The 21,307-nt window shown below is 70.5% G+C and carries 17 protein-coding genes and 1 pseudogene; 6 read left to right on the forward strand and 12 right to left on the reverse strand.

Annotation, left to right across the window (positions count from 1 at the left end; all coding sequences use genetic code 11):
• Positions 1-84 precede the first annotated feature (84 nt).
• The 4 genes and pseudogenes from ABCR83_RS27680 to ABCR83_RS27695 all read left to right on the forward strand — a co-directional run bounded on the left by ABCR83_RS27680 (position 85) and on the right by ABCR83_RS27695 (position 4,057).
• Positions 85-1,557, forward strand: a complete 1,473-nt coding sequence (locus ABCR83_RS27680) for an AlkA N-terminal domain-containing protein (RefSeq protein WP_462697937.1) — start codon at positions 85-87, stop codon at positions 1,555-1,557.
• A gap of 12 nt (positions 1,558-1,569) precedes the next feature.
• On the forward strand, positions 1,570-2,076 hold the full coding sequence (locus ABCR83_RS27685) for a methylated-DNA--[protein]-cysteine S-methyltransferase (protein WP_462697938.1): 507 nt from the start codon (positions 1,570-1,572) through the stop codon (positions 2,074-2,076).
• Positions 2,077-2,329: 253 nt separating this feature from the next.
• A pseudogene (locus ABCR83_RS27690) lies at positions 2,330-2,653 on the forward strand (SH3 domain-containing protein); the annotation flags it as partial.
• A gap of 1,164 nt (positions 2,654-3,817) precedes the next feature.
• Positions 3,818-4,057 carry a hypothetical protein gene (locus ABCR83_RS27695; protein ID WP_462697955.1) on the forward strand — a complete coding sequence of 80 codons (240 nt, stop codon included), beginning with the start codon at positions 3,818-3,820 and terminating at the stop codon, positions 4,055-4,057.
• A 128-nt stretch (positions 4,058-4,185) separates the two neighbouring features.
• On the opposite strand, the gene ABCR83_RS27700 is transcribed toward ABCR83_RS27695, so the two are convergent.
• The 3 genes from ABCR83_RS27700 to ABCR83_RS27710 are packed head-to-tail and all read right to left on the reverse strand — an operon-like array spanning position 4,186 to position 7,781.
• A complete protein-coding gene (locus ABCR83_RS27700; protein WP_462697939.1) occupies positions 4,186-5,133 on the reverse strand; it encodes a MerR family transcriptional regulator in 948 nt (315 codons plus the stop codon).
• Positions 5,134-5,187: 54 nt separating this feature from the next.
• Positions 5,188-6,036 carry an aminoglycoside 3-N-acetyltransferase gene (gene aac(3) / locus ABCR83_RS27705; RefSeq protein WP_462697940.1) on the reverse strand — a complete coding sequence of 283 codons (849 nt, stop codon included), beginning with the start codon at positions 6,034-6,036 and terminating at the stop codon, positions 5,188-5,190.
• A 47-nt stretch (positions 6,037-6,083) separates the two neighbouring features.
• A complete protein-coding gene (locus ABCR83_RS27710) occupies positions 6,084-7,781 on the reverse strand; it encodes a BCCT family transporter (RefSeq protein ID WP_462697941.1) in 1,698 nt (565 codons plus the stop codon).
• Between the two features lie 144 nt (positions 7,782-7,925).
• Between ABCR83_RS27710 and ABCR83_RS27715 the strand changes: the two genes are divergently transcribed.
• Positions 7,926-9,032, forward strand: coding sequence for a glycerate kinase (locus tag ABCR83_RS27715; protein ID WP_462697942.1), 1,107 nt, complete (start codon positions 7,926-7,928; stop codon positions 9,030-9,032).
• An 89-nt stretch (positions 9,033-9,121) separates the two neighbouring features.
• Here ABCR83_RS27715 and pssA read toward each other — a convergent pair whose 3' ends face one another.
• The 9 genes from pssA to ABCR83_RS27760 all read right to left on the reverse strand — a co-directional run bounded on the left by pssA (position 9,122) and on the right by ABCR83_RS27760 (position 19,872).
• A complete protein-coding gene (pssA, locus tag ABCR83_RS27720; RefSeq protein ID WP_462697943.1) occupies positions 9,122-9,970 on the reverse strand; it encodes a CDP-diacylglycerol--serine O-phosphatidyltransferase in 849 nt (282 codons plus the stop codon).
• Positions 9,957-10,613 carry a phosphatidylserine decarboxylase gene (locus tag ABCR83_RS27725; RefSeq protein ID WP_462697944.1) on the reverse strand — a complete coding sequence of 219 codons (657 nt, stop codon included), beginning with the start codon at positions 10,611-10,613 and terminating at the stop codon, positions 9,957-9,959. The genes pssA and ABCR83_RS27725 overlap by 14 nt, the downstream gene beginning before the upstream one ends.
• Positions 10,614-10,784: 171 nt before the next feature.
• Positions 10,785-11,999, reverse strand: coding sequence for an acyl-CoA dehydrogenase family protein (locus tag ABCR83_RS27730; protein WP_462697945.1), 1,215 nt, complete (start codon positions 11,997-11,999; stop codon positions 10,785-10,787).
• Position 12,000: 1 nt separating this feature from the next.
• Positions 12,001-12,513, reverse strand: coding sequence for a MaoC family dehydratase (locus ABCR83_RS27735; RefSeq protein ID WP_462697954.1), 513 nt, complete (start codon positions 12,511-12,513; stop codon positions 12,001-12,003).
• A gap of 5 nt (positions 12,514-12,518) precedes the next feature.
• Entirely contained in the window at positions 12,519-13,478 is a 960-nt protein-coding gene (locus tag ABCR83_RS27740; RefSeq protein ID WP_462697946.1) for an HpcH/HpaI aldolase/citrate lyase family protein, read from the reverse strand.
• Positions 13,478-15,487: a protein meaA gene (locus tag ABCR83_RS27745; protein ID WP_462697947.1), complete on the reverse strand. Its 2,010-nt coding sequence runs from the start codon at positions 15,485-15,487 to the stop codon at positions 13,478-13,480. Before ABCR83_RS27745 ends, ABCR83_RS27740 begins: the two co-directional genes overlap by 1 nt.
• A 2-nt stretch (positions 15,488-15,489) precedes the next feature.
• Positions 15,490-16,827 carry a crotonyl-CoA carboxylase/reductase gene (gene ccrA / locus ABCR83_RS27750; RefSeq protein WP_462697948.1) on the reverse strand — a complete coding sequence of 446 codons (1,338 nt, stop codon included), beginning with the start codon at positions 16,825-16,827 and terminating at the stop codon, positions 15,490-15,492.
• A 326-nt stretch (positions 16,828-17,153) separates the two neighbouring features.
• Positions 17,154-17,966, reverse strand: a complete 813-nt coding sequence (locus ABCR83_RS27755; protein ID WP_462697949.1) for a TetR family transcriptional regulator — start codon at positions 17,964-17,966, stop codon at positions 17,154-17,156.
• Positions 17,967-18,066: 100 nt separating this feature from the next.
• Positions 18,067-19,872: a 3-hydroxyacyl-CoA dehydrogenase family protein gene (locus ABCR83_RS27760; protein WP_462697950.1), complete on the reverse strand. Its 1,806-nt coding sequence runs from the start codon at positions 19,870-19,872 to the stop codon at positions 18,067-18,069.
• A 410-nt stretch (positions 19,873-20,282) separates the two neighbouring features.
• Here ABCR83_RS27760 and ABCR83_RS27765 point away from each other — a divergent pair, with 410 nt between their 5' ends.
• Positions 20,283-20,882, forward strand: a complete 600-nt coding sequence (locus ABCR83_RS27765) for a HEAT repeat domain-containing protein (protein ID WP_462697951.1) — start codon at positions 20,283-20,285, stop codon at positions 20,880-20,882.
• Positions 20,883-21,307 lie beyond the last annotated feature (425 nt).

Raw genomic sequence — 21,307 nt, forward strand, 5'->3', positions numbered from 1 at the left:
ACATTTATTGACAGACTGTTCGCCGCGCACGGCCAGGTCGGATTTCCGCGAGCCTCCCGGGCCCACGAGAGTGACTCTTGAGGCATGCACACCGACTTCGACCGTTGCGTACGGGCCGTGCAGTCCAAGGACGCTCGCTTCGACGGCTGGTTCTTCACCGCCGTGCTCACCACCCGCATCTACTGCCGCCCGAGCTGCCCGGTCGTCCCGCCCAAGGCGCGGAACATGACCTTCTACCCGAGCGCGGCAGCCGCCCAGCAGGCCGGTTTCCGGGCCTGCAAACGCTGCCGGCCCGACGCCAGCCCCGGCTCACCGCAGTGGAACGAGCGCGCCGACCTGGTGGCCCGCGCCATGCGCCTCATCGCCGACGGGGCCGTGGACCGCGAAGGAGTACCCGGGCTCGCCGCCCGCCTCGGCTACAGCACCCGCCAGATCGAACGCCAGCTCCGCGCCGAGGTCGGCGCGGGACCGCTGGCCCTGGCCCGCGCCCAGCGCGCGCAGACCGCGCGCATCCTCATCGAGACCAGCACCCTGCCCATGGCGGACATCGCCTTCGCCGCGGGCTTCTCCTCCATCCGCACCTTCAACGAGACCGTCCGCGAGGTCTTCGCGCTCTCCCCGACCGAGCTCCGCACCCGCGCCGACCGGGGCCGACTCCCGTCCATACCGGGCACCTTGACGCTCCGCCTGCCTTACCGCGAACCGCTCTGCCCCGACAACCTCTTCGGGCACCTCGCCGCGACCGCCGTCCCGGGCGTGGAGGAGTGGCGCGACGGCGCCTACCACCGCACGCTGCGCCTGTCGTACGGGCAGGGAATCGTCAGCCTCGGCCCCCACCCGGAGCACATCGACTGCCGGCTCGCCCTCTCCGACCAGCGCGACCTCACCGAGGCCATCAGCCGCTGCCGCCGCCTCCTCGACCTGGACGCGGACCCGGAAGCCGTCGACGAGCTGCTGCGCACGGACCCCCGGCTGCAGCCGCTGGTCGACAAGGCGCCCGGGCGACGGGTGCCGCGCACCGTGGACGCCGAGGAGTTCGCCCTCCGTGCCGTCCTCGGCCAGCAGGTCACCACCGCCGCCGCCCGCACCCTCGCCGCCCGGCTGGTCACCGCGCACGGTGACCCCGTCGAGACCCCCGACGGCGGCCTCACCCACCTGTTCCCCACCGCCGAGGCGCTGGCCGCCCTCGACCCCGGCTCCCTCGCCATGCCCGCCGCCCGGCGCAGCACCGTGCTGCGCCTGGTGCACGAGCTGACGACCGGCGAACTCCGCCTCGACCTCGGCAGCGACTGGGCACGGGCCCGCGAGCGACTGGTGGAGCTCCCCGGCATCGGACCCTGGACCGCCGACCTCATCGCCATGCGAGCCCTCGGCGACCCCGACGCGTTCCTCCCGACCGACCTCGGGGTGCGCCGCGGGGCCGCCCGTACCGGCCTGCCCGCCACCCCCGCCGCGCTCACCCGGCATGCGGGGGCCTGGCGTCCATGGCGATCCTATGCCGTTCAATACTTGTGGTCCGCCGATGACCACGCGGCCACCCATCTGCCCACGACCTGAACGGAGGCCGTCATGACCGTAGTTCACACCGTCATCGACAGTCCCTATGACCCGCTCACCCTGGTCGCCACCGACGGTAAGCTCTCCGGCCTCTATATGACGGTCCAGCGTCGCCGACCGCTCACGGTGGACTTCGGCGACCGTGACGACTCGGAATTCTCCGAGGTGATCCGCCAGCTGAAGGCCTATTTCGCCGGTGAGCTGACCCGGTTCGACCTTCCGCTGCACCTGGAGGGCACGCCCTTCCAGCGTCGCGTCTGGGCCGGACTCCAGCAGATTCCGTATGGGACCACGCTCTCCTACGGTGAACTCGCCGAGCGCATAGGGGCCGTTGGCGCCTCTCGCGCCGTCGGCCTCGCCAATGGCAAGAACCCCATCAGCATCATCGTCCCCTGCCATCGCGTCATCGGGGCCGATGGCAGCCTCACCGGCTATGGCGGCGGCCTCGACCGCAAGCGGGGCCTGCTGGCCTTCGAGCGCGGGGCGGTGGGAGCACCGACACAGGACGGGCTGTTCTGATCTATTGATATGTCGACTTTTCGCCTGCCTTGGGCGGCGCAGGCGGGTCACTGACAACTGCTCCGGAAGGGGGATCAAGCCTTCGGTTCGGGCGGTCGCCCGCCGCCGCAAAGTCGTTTTGTATCCCCTGGATTCCCTCGCGTGAGTGATATGCGTGCTGCGCCTGGGCGCATGCTCGGGCCCGTCTGGTCATTGCGCCGCGACTTTTGTGTTCCCGTGCGACTCGGGTTTCTCCGAGAGTGAAGGGAGCGATATGTCGCTATTTGAGAGAGGTTTCGTGGCCTTTGCGACCAAGCGGGGCGCCGTGACCTCCGGGGTGCTGCTGGCGCTCTGTGCCGCATCCGGCGGGGCGCTGGCCGCCGCGACCGCGGGGGCCGGCGCCCTTCGGTCGGTACCCGGCAAGGTGATCTCCCGTGCCGGGCAGTACGTACGCGGCGAACCCACCACCCGTGCCTCGGTCCTGGGCGTCTACCAGCCAGGTGAACGCATCCACATCGCCTGCAAGTCCGATGGCGAGGATGTGCAGGGGGAGCGGCACTGGTACCGGCTCGCCGACCGCAGGGGCTGGGTGAGCGCGAAGTACGTGCAGAGCTTTGGCGAGGTGTCCCTCTGTCAGGGCGGCGAGAGCGGGCGCCCCGGCGACGGGGGCGACCATCATGGCGGCGGGGCCGGGCACCACGGCGACGGCCACCATGACAGCCCCAAGGGCAATGGGAACAAGGGAGATAAGGGCGACAAGGGGGACAAGGGGCCGCCAGGGCCGAAGGGTGCCAAAGGGGACAAGGGCAATCCGGGCATCGCCGGACCTGCGGGCCCAGTGGGGCCGAAGGGCAACAAGGGCGATGCGGGCCCGACTGGTCCGTCCGGTCCGACTGGCCCGTCCGGTCCTGCTGGGCCCATGGGGCCGAAGGGGCCCAAGGGCGACAACGGAGTCAACGGGCAGCCGGGTTCGGCCGGTTCGGCCGGTTCGGCCGGTCCGGCAGGGCCCATTGGTCCCGCCGGGCCCACGGGCCCGAAGGGAGACAAGGGTGACCCTGGCGACCCCAGTGGTCCCATGGGTCCTGCCGGGCCCAAGGGGGACAAGGGTGACCCCGGCCAGGTCGGCCAGGTCGGCCAGATGGGGCCGATGGGGTCCACCGGCCCCAAAGGCGACAAGGGCGACCCCGGGTTCACCGGCCCCAAGGGCGACCGAGGCGACCCGGGCGGTCCCGTGGGCCCCGCCGGGCCCGCGGGGCCGGTCGGAGGAACCGGACCGGCCGGACCGACCGGACCCACCGGGCCGGTTGGGCCCGAGGGGCCTGCCGGTCCGAAGGGCGATCGGGGTGACCAGGGGGTCACCGGAGCAGGCGGCCCTGCCGGACCGGTGGGTCCCATCGGCCCCATGGGAGCCTCGGGGCCGATCGGCCCCAGGGGGGCAGTGGGTCCAACCGGCCCTGAGGGGCCCGCAGGGCCCGTCGGTCCCGAGGGAGCCATGGGCCCGGCCGGACCTCTGGGGCCGGTAGGGCCCATGGGACCCACCGGGTCCACAGGCCCCAAGGGAGACAGAGGAGACACCGGCGCCGCCGGCCCGGCCGGGCCTCCCGGACCGGTAGGGCCCGTTGGCCCCGCCGGTGCCTTGGGGCCTGTCGGCCCCACCGGCCCCATGGGCCCTACTGGCCCGAGGGGGGACTCCGGGCCGGCCGGTCCGCCCGGACCCGTCGGCCCCGCCGGGCCACCCGGAATCGGAGGATCACCACGCTTTGTGGAGCAGGAGTACTCCGTCCCCGCCGGGGAGCGGGAGTGGGAACTGAGAAGTCCGACGTGCCCCGAGGGCAGCCGGATCGCCAGTGGCGGCTACCGCCAACTGGGCAGCCGGGCGGTTGGCCTGGACAAGCTCGACGCCTATCCCAGCCTCCGCGAGAACCTCTACCTGATGGGGGTGAACAACACCAGCCCCAGCGCGATCACCCTGCGGGTGTTCGGCATCTGCTTCCCGGGCTGAGGGGCCCGCCCGGACCATGGCCCGACGCCCACCGGTTGGTAAGGGATCGCCAACCGGCGGGCCGAGAGCCCAACTGCCGGTGGTCCGCCGCTCGTCGGTGGGCCGCCGACGGTGTTTCCCGGCGGCGGTCAGGCCGGGTGGGCGCGCAGCCAGTCCAGCACCTGCCGGGCGTGCTCGTTCGGCGGGAAGACCGGATAGAAGACATGCTCGATCGCCCCGTCCCGGACGATCAGCGTCAGCCGCCGGTAGAGCTCCCTCCCGCCCGCCTCGAACGTGGGCAGCCTCAGCAGGCGGACCAGGCCCAGATCCGGGTCGGAGAGCATCGAGAACGGCAGGTGCAGCCGTTCCACGACCTCACGCTGGTAGGCGGTGTCCTGACCGGACAGGCCGAACACCCGCCCCGCGCCCGCCGCGATCAGCTCCTGGTGGTGGTCGCGGAAACCGCAGGACTCGGGGGTGCAGCCGCGGGCCCCCGGGATGGCGTCCCAGCCCTCCGGGAGGTCGACGCCCGGCCGCCCCGTCAACGGGTAGGCGTAGATCACCGTACGCCCGGGACCCAGCCCGTCGAGGCGGATCGCCTCCCCCGAGGTCGAGGACAACTCAAGCCCGGGCATCCGCAAGCCGGGCAGGTGACCGGCGGCCCCGTCGTCCTCGGGTACGGGCAGGCCGGTCGGCAGCTGGGTGAAGTCGCTCATGAGTGGTTCTCCTGGCGTGACGATGCTGTTGCGGTGGGCGGCATGGTGCAGATGCGCCAGCAGAAGGGCCCGGCGGGCGGCCAACTCGTCGATCCGCCCGGTCAGTTCGTCGATCGCCTCGCGATATCCGGCCAGCGAGGCCGGGCAGTCGTCCGCGTGCGGCCGGCCGGAGGCCAGGCAGTCGAGGAACGGGCGGGTGCGGTCGATGGGAATCCCCAGCCGGCTGAGCGCCTTGATCTCCCGGATCAGCCGCACATCGTGCTCGCCGTAGTCGCGGTAGCCGTTGGCCAGCCGATCGGGTGCGATCAGCCCCAGCGACTCGTAGTAACGCACCGCCTTGGTGGTCACCTCCGCCTGCCGTGCGACGTCACCGATCCGCATTCCGCCCCCTCCGCTTGCTGCTGTGGACGCTAAACCTTGCCCTCAAGGGTAAGGTCAAGCGGCGAGCTTCTCCTCGATCCACCCCACGCTGAAGCGCACCACCGCGGCGGCGTCGAACAGATGGCTCTCGGCGGCGCCGACCAGCCCTCGGGCGCCGATCCCGGCGGCGAGCATGTCCTGGGCGATCACGGTGAACGGCCACTGCCCGTCCGGCACCGCGGGGGAGTAGTCAAAGGCCCCGTTGTCGGTGTCGATGTCATGGAACCGCCGCCAGACGGTCCGGCCGTCCTCGCGGACCGGCTGCTCGTACTCGACGAACCGCTTGCCGGGCGCCTCGGCGAGGGCCTCGGCGTGATGCAGGAGCGTCATGGTGTCGAGCGGCGCCCCGAGGAGCAGCACCCGTCCGCCATGGGCGGCCAGGCGGGCGAGCGGACTGCCGGGGCCATGCGGATCGTCCCACGGGTGATCGGCCACCAGCTCTTCGGCGGCGGCGCCGACGGCGGCGAAACTGACGTCGGGGTGACGGCTGCGCACGGCTCCCGGCCAGTGGCGCAGGGCCTCGGGGAACCGGCCATTGCCGTGGTCGGATTCGCTCAACTCGGGGTCGAACGGCGGTTGTTCGGCGCGCAGAGCCGCCTGCCACTCCTGGGGCCAGTCCAGGAATTCATACGGCGGTGCGTCGTTCCAGCCACAGTAGGCCAGCAGCGTGCCGCGCTCTCCCACGACATCGGTCAGTGCCTCGATGACCGTCCGGGTTCCGCCCGCCACATATCCGATGGCGGACAACCTGGTGTGGAGCATGGCGACATCGCCCTCGGCCAGGCCAAGTGCCCTGAGATCGTGGGCCAGTCGGCTGCGCGTCACCGGGCCGCCGGAGCGTTTGAGGAGGGTCGTCTCGTCCATGGGCGATATTCAACCAAGCGTTGATGCGTGGGGTGCCGGGCATCCGCTCACCTTTCCTCCCCGTCCCCCCGGTCCCGCTCCCGCGCGCTCTCCGCCACCCGGCGCAGCCGGGCGTGCCGGACCGGGCCGGCCTCCGTGATCGCCTCGCCGATCATGGTGCGCATGGCGTCCCCCAGCCCGTGCAGCGCATGGTGGCGGGCCGGGCCCGCGCCCGGGTCGGTGCGCAGCTCGGACAGCAACGACCAGCACAGGGCCAGCATCACCAGGACGAACGGGAGGGCGACCAGGATCGTGGCCGACTGGAGGGACTTCAGGCCGCCCGCCACCAGGAGGACGGCGGCCACCGCTGCCATCAGGACGCCCCAGGTCACCACGAGCCAGTTTCGGGGGTGCAGGGCGCCACGGCTGGAGAGGGAGCCCATCACCAGGGACGCGGAGTCCGCGCTGGTGATGAAGTAGGTCATCACCAGGGCCATCGCCACCCAGGAGGCGAGCGTCGCCAGCGGCAGGGTGTCGAGCAGGGAGAAGAGCGAGGCCTCCGCGCCCTGCCCGACCGTACCGGCCATGTCGGCCGCGCCCGTCATGTCCAGGCGCAGCGCGCTGCCGCCCATGACGCAGAACCAGACCACGGTCGCGCCGCTGGGCACCAGCAGGACGCCGATGAGGAATTCGCGGATGGTACGGCCATGGGAGATGCGGGCGATGAAGGTGCCGACGAAGGGGGCCCAGGAGAGCCACCAGGCCCAGTAGAAGACCGTCCAGGCGCCGAGCCACTTCGAGTCGGTGAAGGCCCCGGTGCGGGTCGCGAGGGTCAGCAGGTCGTGGAGGTAGCCGCCGGTGGCGGCCGGGATGGTGTTGAGAACGAACACCGTCGGCCCCAGGAAGAAGACAAAGAGCATCAGACCGGCGGCCAGCAGGATGTTGAGCGTGCTCAGCCATTTGACGCCCTTGTGCAGCCCGGAGAAGGCGGAGAGGACGAAGGCGGCCGACAAGGAGCCGATGATGATCAGCTCCAGTGCGGTGGAGTCCTTGACGCCGGTGGTGATGCTGAGGCCCTTGGACACCTGGAGCGCGCCCAGGCCCAGGCTGGTGGCCGTGCCGAAGACGGTGGCGAAGACGGCGAGCAGATCGATGAGCCGCCCGGGCCAGCCGGCCGCGCGCCGCTCGCCGAGCAGCGGGACGAACACCGAACTGAGCCGGTTGCCACGGCCCTTGCGGAATCCGGCGTAGGCGAGCGCGAGACCGGCCATGCCATAGATCGCCCAGGGGTGCAGGGTCCAGTGGAAGAAGGAGTACTCCAGGGCGGTGCGGGCGGCCGCGGGGGTGTCCGGATCGACGCCGCTGCCCGGTGGCGGGGCAACGAAGTGCTGGAGCGGTTCGGCCACGCCGTAGAACATCAGGCCGATGCCCATGCCCGCGCTGAACATCATCGCGATCCAGGCGAGATTGCCGAACTCGGGCTGGTCGTCGTCCGCGCCCAGCCTGATCCGGCCGTAGCGGCTGATGGCGATGACCACGCACAGCGCGAGAAACACATCGGCCGCGATGACGAACAGCCAGGCGAAGTTGGACAGCACCCAGCCGAGGGCGTCCGTCGACACCCGGTCGAAGGAGCGCTTCCCCAGCGCCGCCCAGGCGACCACCGCCAGGACGGCGACGGCCCCGATGACGACGAGGGGGAGGTCCGGGGGCTCGGCCTGCGCCCCGTCCGGTGGCCGAGGGGCATCGGTGTGCTCGGTGCTCATGTCGCCCCACTATGGCCGGGATATGGCATATCGGGTGGTCTGGCACGCCGCCTCGGGGGATGGGCAGGGCCCGGACCTGCTGGATAGGGTCGCTGCGGCGCGACTGCCCGCGCAGGGCGCGGGCCGGAGGCAAGGGGATGCGGGATGGCCGGTGTTCGGCGGGTGCTGGTGGCCGCGGACAAGTTCAAGGGCTCGTTGACGGCGGTGCAGGTCGCCGCACATGTGACGGCCGGGTTGCGACGGGCGGCGCCGGAGCTGGCCGTCACCTCGCTGCCGGTCGCGGACGGCGGCGACGGGACGGTCGATGCGGCGGTGGCCGCCGGGTTCGACCGCCGTGCGGTGCGGGTGCGCGGACCGCTGGGCGAACCGGTCACGGCGGCCTATGCGCTACGGGGCACCACGGCGGTGGTGGAGATGGCGGAGGCGTCGGGGCTGCGACGCGCTCCTCGCCCGGCGCCCCTGCGGGCCGATTCGTTCGGGACCGGGGAGCTGGTGCGGGCGGCGCTCGATGCCGGGGCGCGGGAGATTGTGCTGGGGGTGGGCGGGAGCGCCGGTACGGACGGCGGGGCCGGAATGCTGACCGCCCTCGGGGCGCGGTTCCTCGACGCGGACGGGCGGGACCTCGGGCCCGGCGGGGGCGGGCTGGCCGCGCTGGCCCGGGCGGACCTGTCGGGGCTCGACGCCCGGCTGCGTGATACGAGGGTCGTGCTCGCGAGCGATGTCGACAATCCGCTGACCGGGCCGGCGGGGGCGGCCGCCGTCTATGGGCCGCAGAAGGGGGCTTCTCCGGAGGACGTCGCCCTGCTGGACGCCGCGCTTGCCCGGTATGCGCGGGTGCTGGGCCGGGCGGGCGCGCCCGGGGCGGGGGCGGGCGGAGGCGTCGGATACGGAGCCATGGTCGGGCTCGACGCGGTGTTCCGGCCCGGTATCGAGGTGATGCTGGAGGCGCTGGGGTTTGCGGAGGCGCTGGCGGGGGTGGACCTGGTGATCACGGGGGAGGGGGCGCTGGACGAGCAGACGCTCCATGGCAAGGCGCCGGCCGGGGTGGCGCGGCGGGCCCACGCGCGGGGCAAGCGGGTGGTGGCCGTTTGCGGGCGGCTGACGCTGGCGCCCGCGGTGCTGGCCGAGGTGGGGATCGAGCGTGCGTACGCCCTCACCGAGCTCGAGCCGGACCCGGTGCGGTGCATGGCCGAAGCGGGGCCGCTGCTGGAGCGGGTCGCCGAGCGGGTTGCGGTGGACTGCTTCGGCTGACCGCCGGCGGGCGGGCACGCCGCCTTCGGCGGGTGCGGAAATGCGTGGGGCCCCGGGCAACTGCCCGGGGCCCTCAGGTACGGCGGGTGTTACGGCTGCGCTCGCGCCTCGCGGCGGTTGTCGCGGAAGGTGTTGACCCGGCGGGCCGTCGCGAAGAGCGGGATCACCGCGCCCAGCACGAGCTGGAGCGCACAGCCCGTCTGGAGCAGCAGTTCACCGCCGGGGGCGTCGAAGGCCCAGGCGGCCAGCAGCCCCATGCTGAGCACGATCCAGCTGAGCATCGCGACCGCCAGGCGGCCCCGCGGCTTGGGGTACTCGACGCGGCTCACCATCAGCCAGGCCACGCCGAAGATGGCCAGCAGGGTGGGGATGAAGGGGAGCTCCAGCAGCACGACGGAGACGACGGTCAGCGCTCCGAAGGGGCTCGGCATCCCCTGGAAGATGCCGTCCCGCATCGGCACGCAGGAGAAGCGGGCCAGGCGCAGGACGACCGAGAGAAGCAGCACGACCGCGGCCACCGCCGACACCTTCTGGTGGGCGTTCGGCGCGACCACGCCCCACACCACGACGAAATACGCGGGTGCGAGGCCAAAGCTGATCAGGTCGGAGAGATTGTCCAGCTCCGCCCCCATCGCCGAGCTGCGCAGCTTGCGTGCCACCAGCCCGTCGAAGAGGTCGAAGACCGACGCGAGCAGCATCAGCATCACGGCGGTGGCGGCGCTGTTGCGGGCCATGCCGCCGTCGTCATTGCCGGTCAGGTGGGGCATCAGGACGCCGGTGGTGGTGAAGTACACCGCCATGAAGCCGCAGATCGCGTTGCCCAGGGTGAGGGTGTCCGCTATTGACAGCCGCGTCGACAGCGGCATGTCATCGACGTCGTCCTCGGGCTCCGCTTCCGGGACCCATGCGGCCTGTGTGTCAGGATCAATCACGGTCAAGGCGAGTCACCCCTGCAGTGGTGGCCTGGCCGACCTCGACAGCCACCTCGACGCCCTCGGGGAGGTAGATGTCGACGCGCGAGCCGAAACGGATCAGGCCGATGCGCTCGCCCTGCTCCACCTTGGTGCTCTGCGGCACATACGGGACGATGCGCCGGGCGACCGCGCCGGCGATCTGGACCATTTCGATGTCACCGAGCTCGGTGTCGAAGTGCCAGACGACGCGCTCGTTGTGCTCGCTCTCCTTGTTGAACGCCGGTACGAACCCACCGGGAATGTGCTCGACCGAAGTCACCGTGCCGGCCAGCGGCGCGCGGTTGACGTGGACGTTCAACGGGCTCATGAAGATCGCGACGCGGGTGCGCCCGTCCTTCCACGGCATGATGCTCTGCACCACGCCGTCGGCCGGGGAGATGACCCGGCCCTGGGCGATCTCGCGCTCGGGATCGCGGAAGAACCACAGCATGCCCGCCGCGAGCGCGGTGGCGGGCACGGCCAGCGCCGCCCAGCGCCCGGAGCGGCGGGCGCGGGTGAGGCTGACCGCTGCCGTGGCGACGGTCGGGAGGAGCCACGGCGATGCTCCGCGCGCGAGGCGTACACCGACGAGGCTGTCGCGTGATGCAGAGGAAGAGCTGTGGGGCATGGGTGACCTTCGTAGCGGAGGGTGCCGCGTAACGATTGGGGGACGGCGGCTTTTCCGGCCGATGCTATCGGGTAGGACGGACAACTGGCTAAGCGCCAGGGCCAGTCAATGGCCGAACATCGATGACTGGGTGTGAGCTACTTCTCGGATAAAACGCCCCTTTCCGGACAATTATCCCTGGATCCGGTACTCCTCGAGTAGCCGACGCCCGATGATCATTTTCTGGATCTCCGCCGTGCCCTCGCCGATGAGCAGCATCGGGGCCTCGCGGTAGAGGCGCTCGATCTCGTACTCCTTGGAGAAGCCGTAGCCGCCGTGGATGCGGAAGGCGTCCTCGACCACCTCCTTGCAGTACTCGGAGGCGAGGTACTTGGCCATTCCGGCTTCGAGGTCGTTGCGCTGACCCGAATCCTTCTTTCGTGCCGCACTGACCATCATCGCATGTGCGGTTTCTACCTTTGTCCCCATTTCTGCAAGCTTGAACTGAATCGCCTGGTGCTGGGCGATCGGCTTGCCGAAGGTGTGGCGCTGCTGGGCGTAGGAGACGCCCAGTTCGAAGGCACGCTGTGCGACGCCACAGCCACGCGCTGCCACATTGACCCGGCCGACCTCGACGCCGTCCATCATCTGGTAGAAGCCCCGGCCGGTGGTCCCGCCCAGCACCCGGGCGGCCGGAACGCGCAGCCCGTCCATGATCAGTTCGGTGGTGTCGACGCCCTTGTAGCCCATCTTCTCGATCTTGCCAGGGATGGTGAGCCCCGGCCTGACCTCGCCGAACCCCGGCTCCTTCTCGATCAGGAAGGTGGTCATCGACTTATGCGGGGCAGTGCCCGCAGCGCCCTCAACGTGTCCCTCGTCGGTCCGGCACAGAACGGCCACCAGCGTCGACGAGCCGCCGTTGGTCAGCCACATCTTCTGGCCGGTGAGGACGTACTCGTCCCCGTCGCGCACGCCCTTGGAGGTGATGGCCGCCACATCGGAGCCCAGCCCCGGCTCCGACATCGAGAACGCGCCACGCACCTCGCCCGCCGCCATGCGCGGCAGGAAGTGGTCCTTCTGCTCCTGGGTGCCGTGCTGCTTGAGCAGATAGGCGACGATGAAGTGGGTGTTGATGATGCCCGAGACGCTCATCCAGCCCCGGGCGATCTCCTCCACGCACAGTGCATAGGTGAGCAGGGACTCGCCGAGCCCGCCGTACTCCTCCGGGATCATCAAGCCGAAGACGCCCAGTTCCTTGAGGCCCTCGACGATCTGCGTCGGGTATTCGTCGCGGTGCTCCAGCTCGGTCGCGACCGGGATGATCTCCTTGTCGACGAATTCCCGGACCGTGGCGAGGATTTCCCGCTGGACGTCCGTGAGCCCGTCGGTCTGCGCGAGGCGGCCCATCTCACTTCTCCCGGGTGATCGGCTTGGGGCGGCCGGGCTGTTCTCCGCCGCGCTCCTTGGTGTAAGTGGCGGTCGGCACCATCACCTTGCGCCGGAAGACGCAGACGACCGTGCCGTCCTGCTTGTACCCCCTGGTCTCGACATACACGATCCCGCGGTCGCTCTTGGACTTCGAGGGGGTCTTGTCGAGGACGGTCGTCTCGCCGTAGATGGTGTCGCCATGGAAGGTCGGCGCGATGTGCTTGAGCGACTCGACCTCGAGATTGGCGATCGCCTTGCCGGAGACATCCGGCACGGACATGCCCAGCAGCAGTGAGTAGATGTAATTCCCGACCACGACGTTCTTGCCGAAGTCGGTCGTCCGCTCCGCGTAGTTGGTGTCCAGGTGCAAGGGATGGTGATTCATGGTGAGCAGACAGAAGAGGTGGTCGTCGTATTCGGTGACCGTCTTGCCGGGCCAGTGCTTGTAGACATCGCCGACGGTGAACTCTTCATAGGTGCGGCCGAATTGCATCTCGCTCATGCCTCCGGGATCTCGAACTTCGACGTACGGGTCATTCCCGACGCCCGGCCCTTGCCCGCGACGACCAGGGCCATCTTCCGGCTGGCCTCGTCGATCATCTCGTCGCCGAGCATCGCGGAGCCCTTCGCGCCGCCCGCCTCGGAGGTGTAGTAGTCATAGGCGTCCAGGATCAGCTCGGCGTGGTCGTAGTCCTCCTGCGCGGGCGAGAAGATCTCGTTGGCCAGCGCCACCTGGTCCGGGTGCAGCACCCACTTGCCGTCGAAGCCCAGCGCCGCCGCCCGCCCGGCGACCTCGCGGTAGCCGTCGGGGTTGCGGATCTGGAGGTAGGGGCCGTCGATGGCCTGGAGGTCATGGGCCCGGGCCGCCATCAGGATCCGCATCAGGATGTAGTGGTAGGCATCCGCGCCATAGCCGGGCGGCTGCTCGCCGACGACCAGGGACTTCATATTGATGGAGGCCATGAAGTCGGCCGGGCCGAAGACGATGGTCTCCAGGCGCGGCGACGCGGCGGCGATGCCGTCCACGTTCACCAGGCCCCTGGCGTTCTCGATCTGCGCCTCGATGCCGATCCGCCCGACCTCGAAGCCCATGGTCTTCTCGATCTGCGTCAGCAGCAGGTCCAGGGCCACGATCTGCTGGGCGTCCTGCACCTTGGGCAGCATGATGCAGTCGAGGTTCGGGCCCGCGCCCTCCACGACCGTGATGACGTCCCGGTACGTCCAGTGCGTGGTCCAGTCATTGACCCGGACGACCCTGGTCTTCCCCGTCCAGTCGCCGTTGTTGAGCGCATCGACGACCTGGTGGCGGGCGCTCTCCTTGACCAGCGGAGCACAGGCGTCCTCCAGATCCAGGAAGACCTGGTCGGCCGGCAGGCCCTGGGCCTTCTCCAGAAAACGCGGGTTGCTGCCGGGGACGGCGAGACAGGAGCGGCGCGGCCGCAGTCGGTTGACAGCCATCAGGAGGCCTCCAGGGGGTCGAGGTGGTTCGCTTTGCGGATCTCATCGACGATACGGCCGATGATCTCGGTGATTCCGAAGTCCTTGGGTGTGAAGACGGCCGCGACCCCGGCCGCCCGCAGGGCGTCGGCGTCGGCGGACGGGATGATGCCACCGACGATCACGGGCAGGTCCGCCGCCCCCGCGCCGCGCAGCCGGGCCAGTACGTCCGGCACCAGCGCGGCGTGCGAGCCGGAGAGGATCGACAGGCCGACGCAGTGCACATCCTCGGCGACGGCCGCCGAGACGATCTGTTCCGGGGTGAGCCGGATGCCCTGGTAGACCACCTCGAACCCGGCGTCCCGGGCCCGTACCGCGATCTGCTCGGCGCCGTTGGAGTGGCCGTCCAGGCCGGGCTTGCCCACCAGCAGCCGCAGCCTGCCGCCGCCCAGTTCGGCCGCGGTGCGGGTGACCTTGGTACGGACCGCCGCGAGCGGGGTGCCCGCCTCGGCGGTGACGGCGAGCGGCGCGCCGCTGACGCCGGTGGGGGCGCGGAACTCGCCGAACACATCGCGCAGCGCCCAGGACCACTCGCCGGTGGTGACCCCGGAGCGTACGCATTCCAGGGTGGCCGGCATCAGGTTCTCGGAGCCCGCCGCCGTCTTCTTGAGAACGGACAGCGCCTCCTGGGCCCGGTGCTCGTCACGGTTGTCGCGCCAGGAGTGCAGGGCGGCCACCACGCGCGATTCATTCGCCGGGTCGACGGTCATGATGGCGGTGTCGAGATCGGCGGTGAGCGGGCTGGGCTCGGTGGCCGCATAGCAGTTGACGCCGACGATCTTCTCCTCGCCCGCCTCGATCCGGGCCCGCCGTTCGGCGTGCGAGGCGACCAACTGGGCCTTGAGATAGCCGGATTCGACGGCCGCCAGCGCACCGCCCATTCCCTGGATGCGGTCGATCTCGGCCGTGCACTGCTCGACGAGGGCGTCGACCTTGCCCTCGATGACCTGCGATCCGGCGAAGATGTCCTCGTACTCCAGCAGATCGCTCTCATGGGCGAGCACCTGCTGGATGCGCAGCGACCACTGCTGGTCCCAGGGGCGGGGCAGGCCCAGCGCCTCGTTCCAGGCGGGCAGCTGGACGGCGCGGGCGCGCGCGTCCTTGGAGAGGGTGACGGCCAGCATCTCCAGCACGATGCGCTGGACGTTGTTCTCCGGCTGCGCCTCGGTCAGGCCGAGGGAGTTGACCTGGACGCCATAGCGGAAGCGGCGCTGCCTGGCGTTGTGGATGCCATAGCGGTCCCGGGTGATGGTGTCCCAGATGCGGCCGAAGGCGCGCATCTTGCACATCTCCTCGATGAACCGGACGCCCGCGTTGACGAAGAAGGAGATCCGGGCGACGACTTCGCCCTTGCGGTCCTCGGGGACCTGGCCGGATGCGAACACCGAGTCGAGGACGGCGATCGCGGTGGACATCGCGTATGAGATCTCCTGGACCGGAGTGGCCCCCGCCTCCTGCAGGTGGTAACTGCAGATGTTGATCGGGTTCCACTTCGGGATGTTGTTGACCGTGTAAGTGATCATGTCCGTGGTCAGCCGCAACGACGGCCCCGGCGGGAAGACGTGCGTCCCGCGCGAGAGGTACTCCTTGACGATGTCGTTCTGTGTCGTTCCCTGCAGCCTGGTGATGTCCGCGCCCTGCTCCTCCGCGACCACCTGATACATCGCCAGCAGCCACATGGCGGTGGCGTTGATGGTCATCGAGGTGTTCATCCGCTCCAGCGGAATGTCCTTGAACAGCAGCCGCATGTCCCCCAGTTGGGAGACCGGGACCCCGACCCGGCCGACCTCGCCGCGGGCGAGGACGTGGTCGGGGTCGTACCCGGTCTGCGTCGGCAGGTCGAACGCGACCGAGAGGCCGGTCTGGCCCTTGGCCAGATTGCGCCGGTAGAGCTCGTTGGACGCCTCGGCGGTGGAGTGCCCGGCGTAGGTGCGCATCAGCCAGGGGCGGTCTTTGTGACGTTCTGTCATCTCTAGGCGTCCTTGAAGCGGTTGATGGCTTCGATGTGCTGCGCCCGCAATTCCTCGTCGCGCACGCCCATGCCCTCCTCGGGGGCCAGGGCGAGCACCCCGACCTTGCCCTGGTGGAGGTTGCGGTGCACGTCGTACGCGGCCTGGCCGGTGTCCTCGAGCCGGTAGGTCTTGGACAGCGTCGGGTGGATCTTCCCCTTGGCGACCAGCCGGTTGGCCTCCCAGGCCTCGCGGTAGTTGGCGAAGTGCGAGCCCACGATCTTCTTCAGCGACATCCACAGATAGCGGTTGTCGTACTCGTGGTGGTAGCCCGAGGTGGAGGCGCAGGTGACGATCGTGCCGCCCTTGCGGGTGACATAGACGCTGGCGCCGAAGGTCTCCCGGCCCGGGTGCTCGAAGACGATGTCCACATCCTCGCCGCCGGTCAGTTCGCGGATGCGCTTGCCGAAGCGCTTCCACTCGCGCGGGTCCTGGGTGTGCTCGTCCGACCAGAACCGGTAGCCCTCCGCGCTGCGGTCGATGATCGCCTGGGCGCCCATCCGGCGGCAGATCTCCGCCTTCTGCTCACTGGAGACCACACAGATCGGGTTGGCGCCGCCGGCCAGCGCGAACTGGGTGGCATACGAGCCCAGTCCGCCGCTGGCGCCCCAGATCAGCACGTTGTCGCCCTGCTTCATGCCCGCGCCGTTGCGCGAGACCAGCTGTCGGTAGGCGGTGGAGTTGACCAGGCCCGGGGCCGCGGCCTCCTCCCAGGACAGGTGCCTGGGCTTGGGCATGAGCTGGTTGGACTTCACCAGCGCGAGCTCGGCCAGGCCGCCGAAGTTGGTCTCGAAGCCCCAGATGCGCTGCTCGGGGTCGAGCATGGTGTCGTTGTGCCCGTCCGCCGACTCCAGCTCGACGGACAGGCAGTGCGCCACCACCTCGTCGCCCGGCCGCCAGGCGTTGACCCCGGGCCCGGTGCGCAGCACGACCCCCGCGAGGTCGGAGCCGATGACGTGGTACGGGAGGTCGTGCCGCTTGGCGAGGGGCGACAGCTTCCCGTAGCGTTCCAGGAAGGCGAAGGTCGGGATGGGCTCGAAGATCGCGGTCCACACGGAGTTGTAGTTCACGGAGCTGGCCAGCACGGCCACCAGCGCTTCGCCGGGCCCGAGTTCGGGCACCGGCACCTCCTCGACGTGCAGCGACTTGCGCGGGTCCTTCTCCCGGGTGGAGAGCCCGGCGAACATCTCCGCCTCGTCCTTGTGCACGGTCACCGCGCGGTAGGCCTCGGGGAGTTGGAGTGCGGCGAAGTCCTCGCTGTTGCTGTCCGGCGCGAGGATCGCGTCGAGTATCTGGTTCACGGTGTGCCTCCGGCGAAGCGCGCGTTCGGGAAACGGGCTTGAGGGGACGTCGGGGGTGGTGCCGTCGGTTCGGCGGGGCGTGCCTTACGGGTGCGCCGGTTGGGCGCAGTGCCTGGTGACGCAGGCATCCGGGCGCACAAGTGCTTGTGGGGACAGCCGACGCACGACGGTGTGAGTCTGCGCGCCGGCCGCCCGGACGCAATCAACGTATGGCACCGCGTGCCACTCGACAAGACACTCGGTGCCATGAATTTGAGACATCTGTCACCGGAGGTTCACAGATGAGCGGTGCGGATGTTGGTTTGGGGTGGGCTGTGCCCCGGGCCTCAGCTCCGCTGCTTCAGCACCTTTTCGATCGCCCTCATGACTTCCCCCAGTGGCGCATCCGTCCGCGCCACCGTCACCAGCACTTCGCTGTCGACCCGCGCCGTGGTGGCGGGTTCCACGCGCCCGGCCCCGATGCCCGCTCCAAAGGTCTCCCGCACGATCGCGAACGCATGGTCGAGCTGGGTCTCCAACTCGCCCTCGCCCCCGCCCCGCAGCCACCGGCGCAGCACATGGTTGTGCGCGGTGACCACCGCCGACGCGGCGACCTCGGCCAGCAGCGGATCGTCGTCATGGTGGGTGCCCTCCTCGAAATGGCCGAGGAGGTAGCGGGTGAACAGCCGCTCATAGCGGGCGACCGAGGCGATCTCGCGCTCGCGCAGGGCGGGCACCTCGCGGGTGAGGCGATAGCGCTCGATGGAGACCGCGGGGGAGGCCGCGTACATCCGCATCACTTCCTTGATGCCGCGGCACACCGTGTCGAGCGGGTTCTCGTGCGCGGGTGCGGCCTCCAGAACTCCGGCCGCGCGCACCAGGGTGTCGTCGTGGTCGGGGAAGATGGCCTCTTCCTTGGAGCGGAAGTGACGGAAGAAGGTCCGGCGGGCGACTCCGGCCGCGGCCGCGATCTCGTCCACGGTGGTCGCTTCATAGCCCTTGGTGGCGAACAACTCCATCGCGGCCGCCGCGAGTTTGCGGCGCATGGTCAGGCGCTGGGCGGCGGCGCGGCGGGAGCCCGCGCTTCCGGCGGGGGACTCGCCGGCACCCTTGGCGGCGGCCCCGCGGGACGGACGGGAAGGCTTGACGGGCTGGGACATGTGGGGAACGTAACACGCCTCTGTATGGACGTGCCGGGGCGGACCACCGGAGGGCCCGAGCAGTCCGCCCCACCCGCGTCCTTGAGCGAACACGGCCTGGTCAGGCCTTTGCGTACTCGCGGAAGCCGCGCCCCGTCTTGCGGCCCAGGCAGCCCGCCGCCACCAGGTGTTCCAGCAGCGGGGCCGGTGCGAGGCCCGGATCGCGGAACTCGCGGTGCAGCACCCGCTCGATGGCGAGGGAGACATCGAGGCCCACCACGTCGAGGAGTTCGAAGGGGCCCATCGGATAGCCGCCGCCGAGCCGCATCGCGGCGTCGATCTCGTCCAGCGAGGCGTAGTGCTCCTGCACCATCTTGACCGCGTTGTTGAGGTACGGGAACAGCAGGGCGTTGACGATGAACCCGGCCCGGTCCCCGCAGTCCACCGGGTGCTTGCGGATCTTCGCGCACACCTCGCGGACGGTGGCGTGCGCCTCGTCCGAGGTGAGGACGGTACGGACCACCTCGACCAGCTTCATCGCCGGTGCCGGGTTGAAGAAGTGCATGCCGATCACGTCCTGCGGGCGCGAGGTGGCCCGGGCGCAGGCGATCACGGGCAGCGAGGAGGTGGTGGTTGCCAGCACCGCGCCGGGCTTGCAGGTCTTGTCGAGCGCGGTGAACAACTGCTGCTTGACCTCAAGGTCCTCCGCCACCGCCTCGATGGCCAGGTCCACCTCCACAAAGGCGTCCAGCGATCCGGCCGGGGCGATCGCGGTGAGCGCGGCATCCCGTTCGCGCGCCGTCAGCCTGCCCTTCTCCACCGACCGGGCCAGCGACTTGGCGATCCGGGCCTTCGCCGCCTCCGCCTTCTCCAGGGTGCGCGCCGCGAGCACCACCGGATGCCCCGCCTTGGCGAAGACCTCGGCGATGCCGCTCGCCATCGTCCCGGATCCGGCCACCCCCACCGCGCGCACCGGCCGACCGGCCGGGCGTTCGGCGGCCGTGTTGGGGGTTTCCGCGTCCGGCACGGCGATGGCCGAACCGGGTGCCTCATAGGTATAGAAGCCGCGCCCCGCCTTGCGACCGGTCAGCCCGGCCGAGGCGAGCTGGCCAAGGACCGGGGCGGGTGCGTGCAGCCGGTCGTGCGAGGCCGCGTACATGGCCTCCAGCACCGTACGGGCGGTGTCCACGCCGATCAGGTCCAGCAGCGCGAGCGGGCCCATCGGCAGCCCGCAGCCCAGCCGCATCGCGGCGTCGATGTCCTCGCGGGTGGCATAGCGCGACTCATACATCGCGGCGGCCTGGTTGAGGTAGCCGAACAGCAGCCCGTCGGCGACAAAGCCGGGCCGGTCGCCCACCGCCACCGGCTCCTTGCCCAGTTCCCGGGCGAGCTGGGTGACGGCGGTGACGGCCGTGGGCGCGGTGAGCACCGAGGAGACCACCTCGACCAGCTTCATCGCCGGTGCCGGGTTGAAGAAGTGCAGCCCGAGGACGCGCTCGGGGCGGGCGGAGTCGGCGGCCAGCCGGGTCACCGACAGGGCGTTGGTGCCGGTTGCCAGGATGGTGGTGGGGCGCACGATGCGGTCGAGGGCGGTGAGCACCTCGTGCTTGAGGGCGTAGTCCTCGGGCACGACCTCGATCACCAAGTCGGCGTCGGCGGCGGCGTCCAGCTCGCCACAGGTGCGGAAGCGGCCCAGTGCGGCCTGGCGCTCGGCCTCGGTGATCCGGCCGCGCGAGACCGCGCGGGCGGTGGCCGCGGCCAGCGTGCCGGTGGCGCGAGCGGCGGCCGCCTGGCTGATGTCGATGCCGATGACCTGGCGGCCGGCCCGGACGAGCACTTCGGCGATGCCGGTGCCCATGGTGCCGAGGCCGATCACGGCAACGGACGCAAGCGACTTGAGCGGCTCGGATGGGGACTGTCGGTCCATCGCGGGACTCCAGAGGATGTTCCCCGGGTGTGCGGGGAGACGGCGGATCGCGCGGCGCTGGGGCGTGTCCGGCGGGCCGGTGCGGGTCCCGCGGGACACGCTCCACGGCGCGTCTGGGATGAAGGAGGGCCGTGGACGGGTAAAGGGCGTCCACGGAGAGGGAGTTGTGCGACCGGCCGGCCCTGTCCCGGGGCCGTGCCGTACTGGAAGTGCCGAACCGACAGACCGACATGGGAAATGCCAGTGTGAAAGCGGCTGCGTCACCAGACCGCCCGAGCTGAGTCACCTCCCGGAGGTAGCCGGGGAGTGCTGCTCTTGCCGGGAGATTAACTCACGGGTAACCAAGAGCGCCAGGGGGAGCGCGCGCGACTTAACATGTGGTCCAGGCCACTCCGGGAGGAGAGCGGGAAATGGAAGAGGAATTCCGCGCGCTGTTGAAGCGAGTGCGGGCCGAACTGGTCTCCCCGGCCGAGTTCGCGGCCTATGAACGGCTGGTCGCGCTGGTGCGCACCGACGGCCGCCCGGCCCGTGACGCGCTCGCCGATGTCCTGGTGGCCCCCGAACGCCCGCTGTGGGCCCGTGAGATCGCCGCCTTCGCACTGGGTGTGCAGGGCGACCGCCGGGCCTTCGAGACCCTGGTCCTGCTCCTCAACTACCGCGAACCCGTGCGCTGCGCCACCGCCGCCCAGGTACTGGCCCGCCTCCGCGACCCCCGCACCGCCCGCGCCGCCGCCGCCCTCGCCACCAACCCGCTGCGCACCGCCTATGCACTGCACGCCGTCCGGCTGCTGAGCGAGCTCCGGGCGCCGGAGTCCGCACCGGCCCTGCTGGCCACCCTGGAGCGGCTGTTGGCCGCCCGCGACCACTGCTGGCCGGTGGCCAGGGCCTGCGTCGAGGGACTGGGCGCGCTCGGCGACCGGCGGGCGGAGGCGACGCTGGTCGCCGCGCGTGAGCATGAGCGCTTGCGCGCGGCCGCGGTGGAGGCGTTGGGGCGGCTGCGGCGGAGGTAGGGGGCGGGGTCGGCGCATTTGATTTCGCGCAATATCAAACCCGCGGTCCTGGCGACCTTGCTGCCGCTGGTCCCATCCTGCTTACAACCTCTCGAAGAATGAGAGAACGAAGCGGCCGCAGGTCTGGCCAAAGATTCCGTCCCGGAGGGCGGGGCGGTCCTGTAACAACGGAGGAGAATCGGTGAGCGTTCTCGCGCCATGCCTGTTCCCAAAGCAGGTTTCGCGGCCTGGCCCACAACAGGCCGGGACCGTCCGCCCCTTCGGGCTCACCACCGCCTTGCCCGTACGCGAGGAGTCGGACAAGGATCTGACCCCAGGGCTGTCACTCTGCCCTGTCCGGCAGGTCACCGTCACGCAGGACGGCGAGCCCTTCATCAGATGCCTCCGAGGAGACCCCCGCCTTCAGGCGGGGGAGGAATCGGACT

The sequence above is a fragment of the Streptomyces xingningensis genome (genome assembly GCF_054957865.1).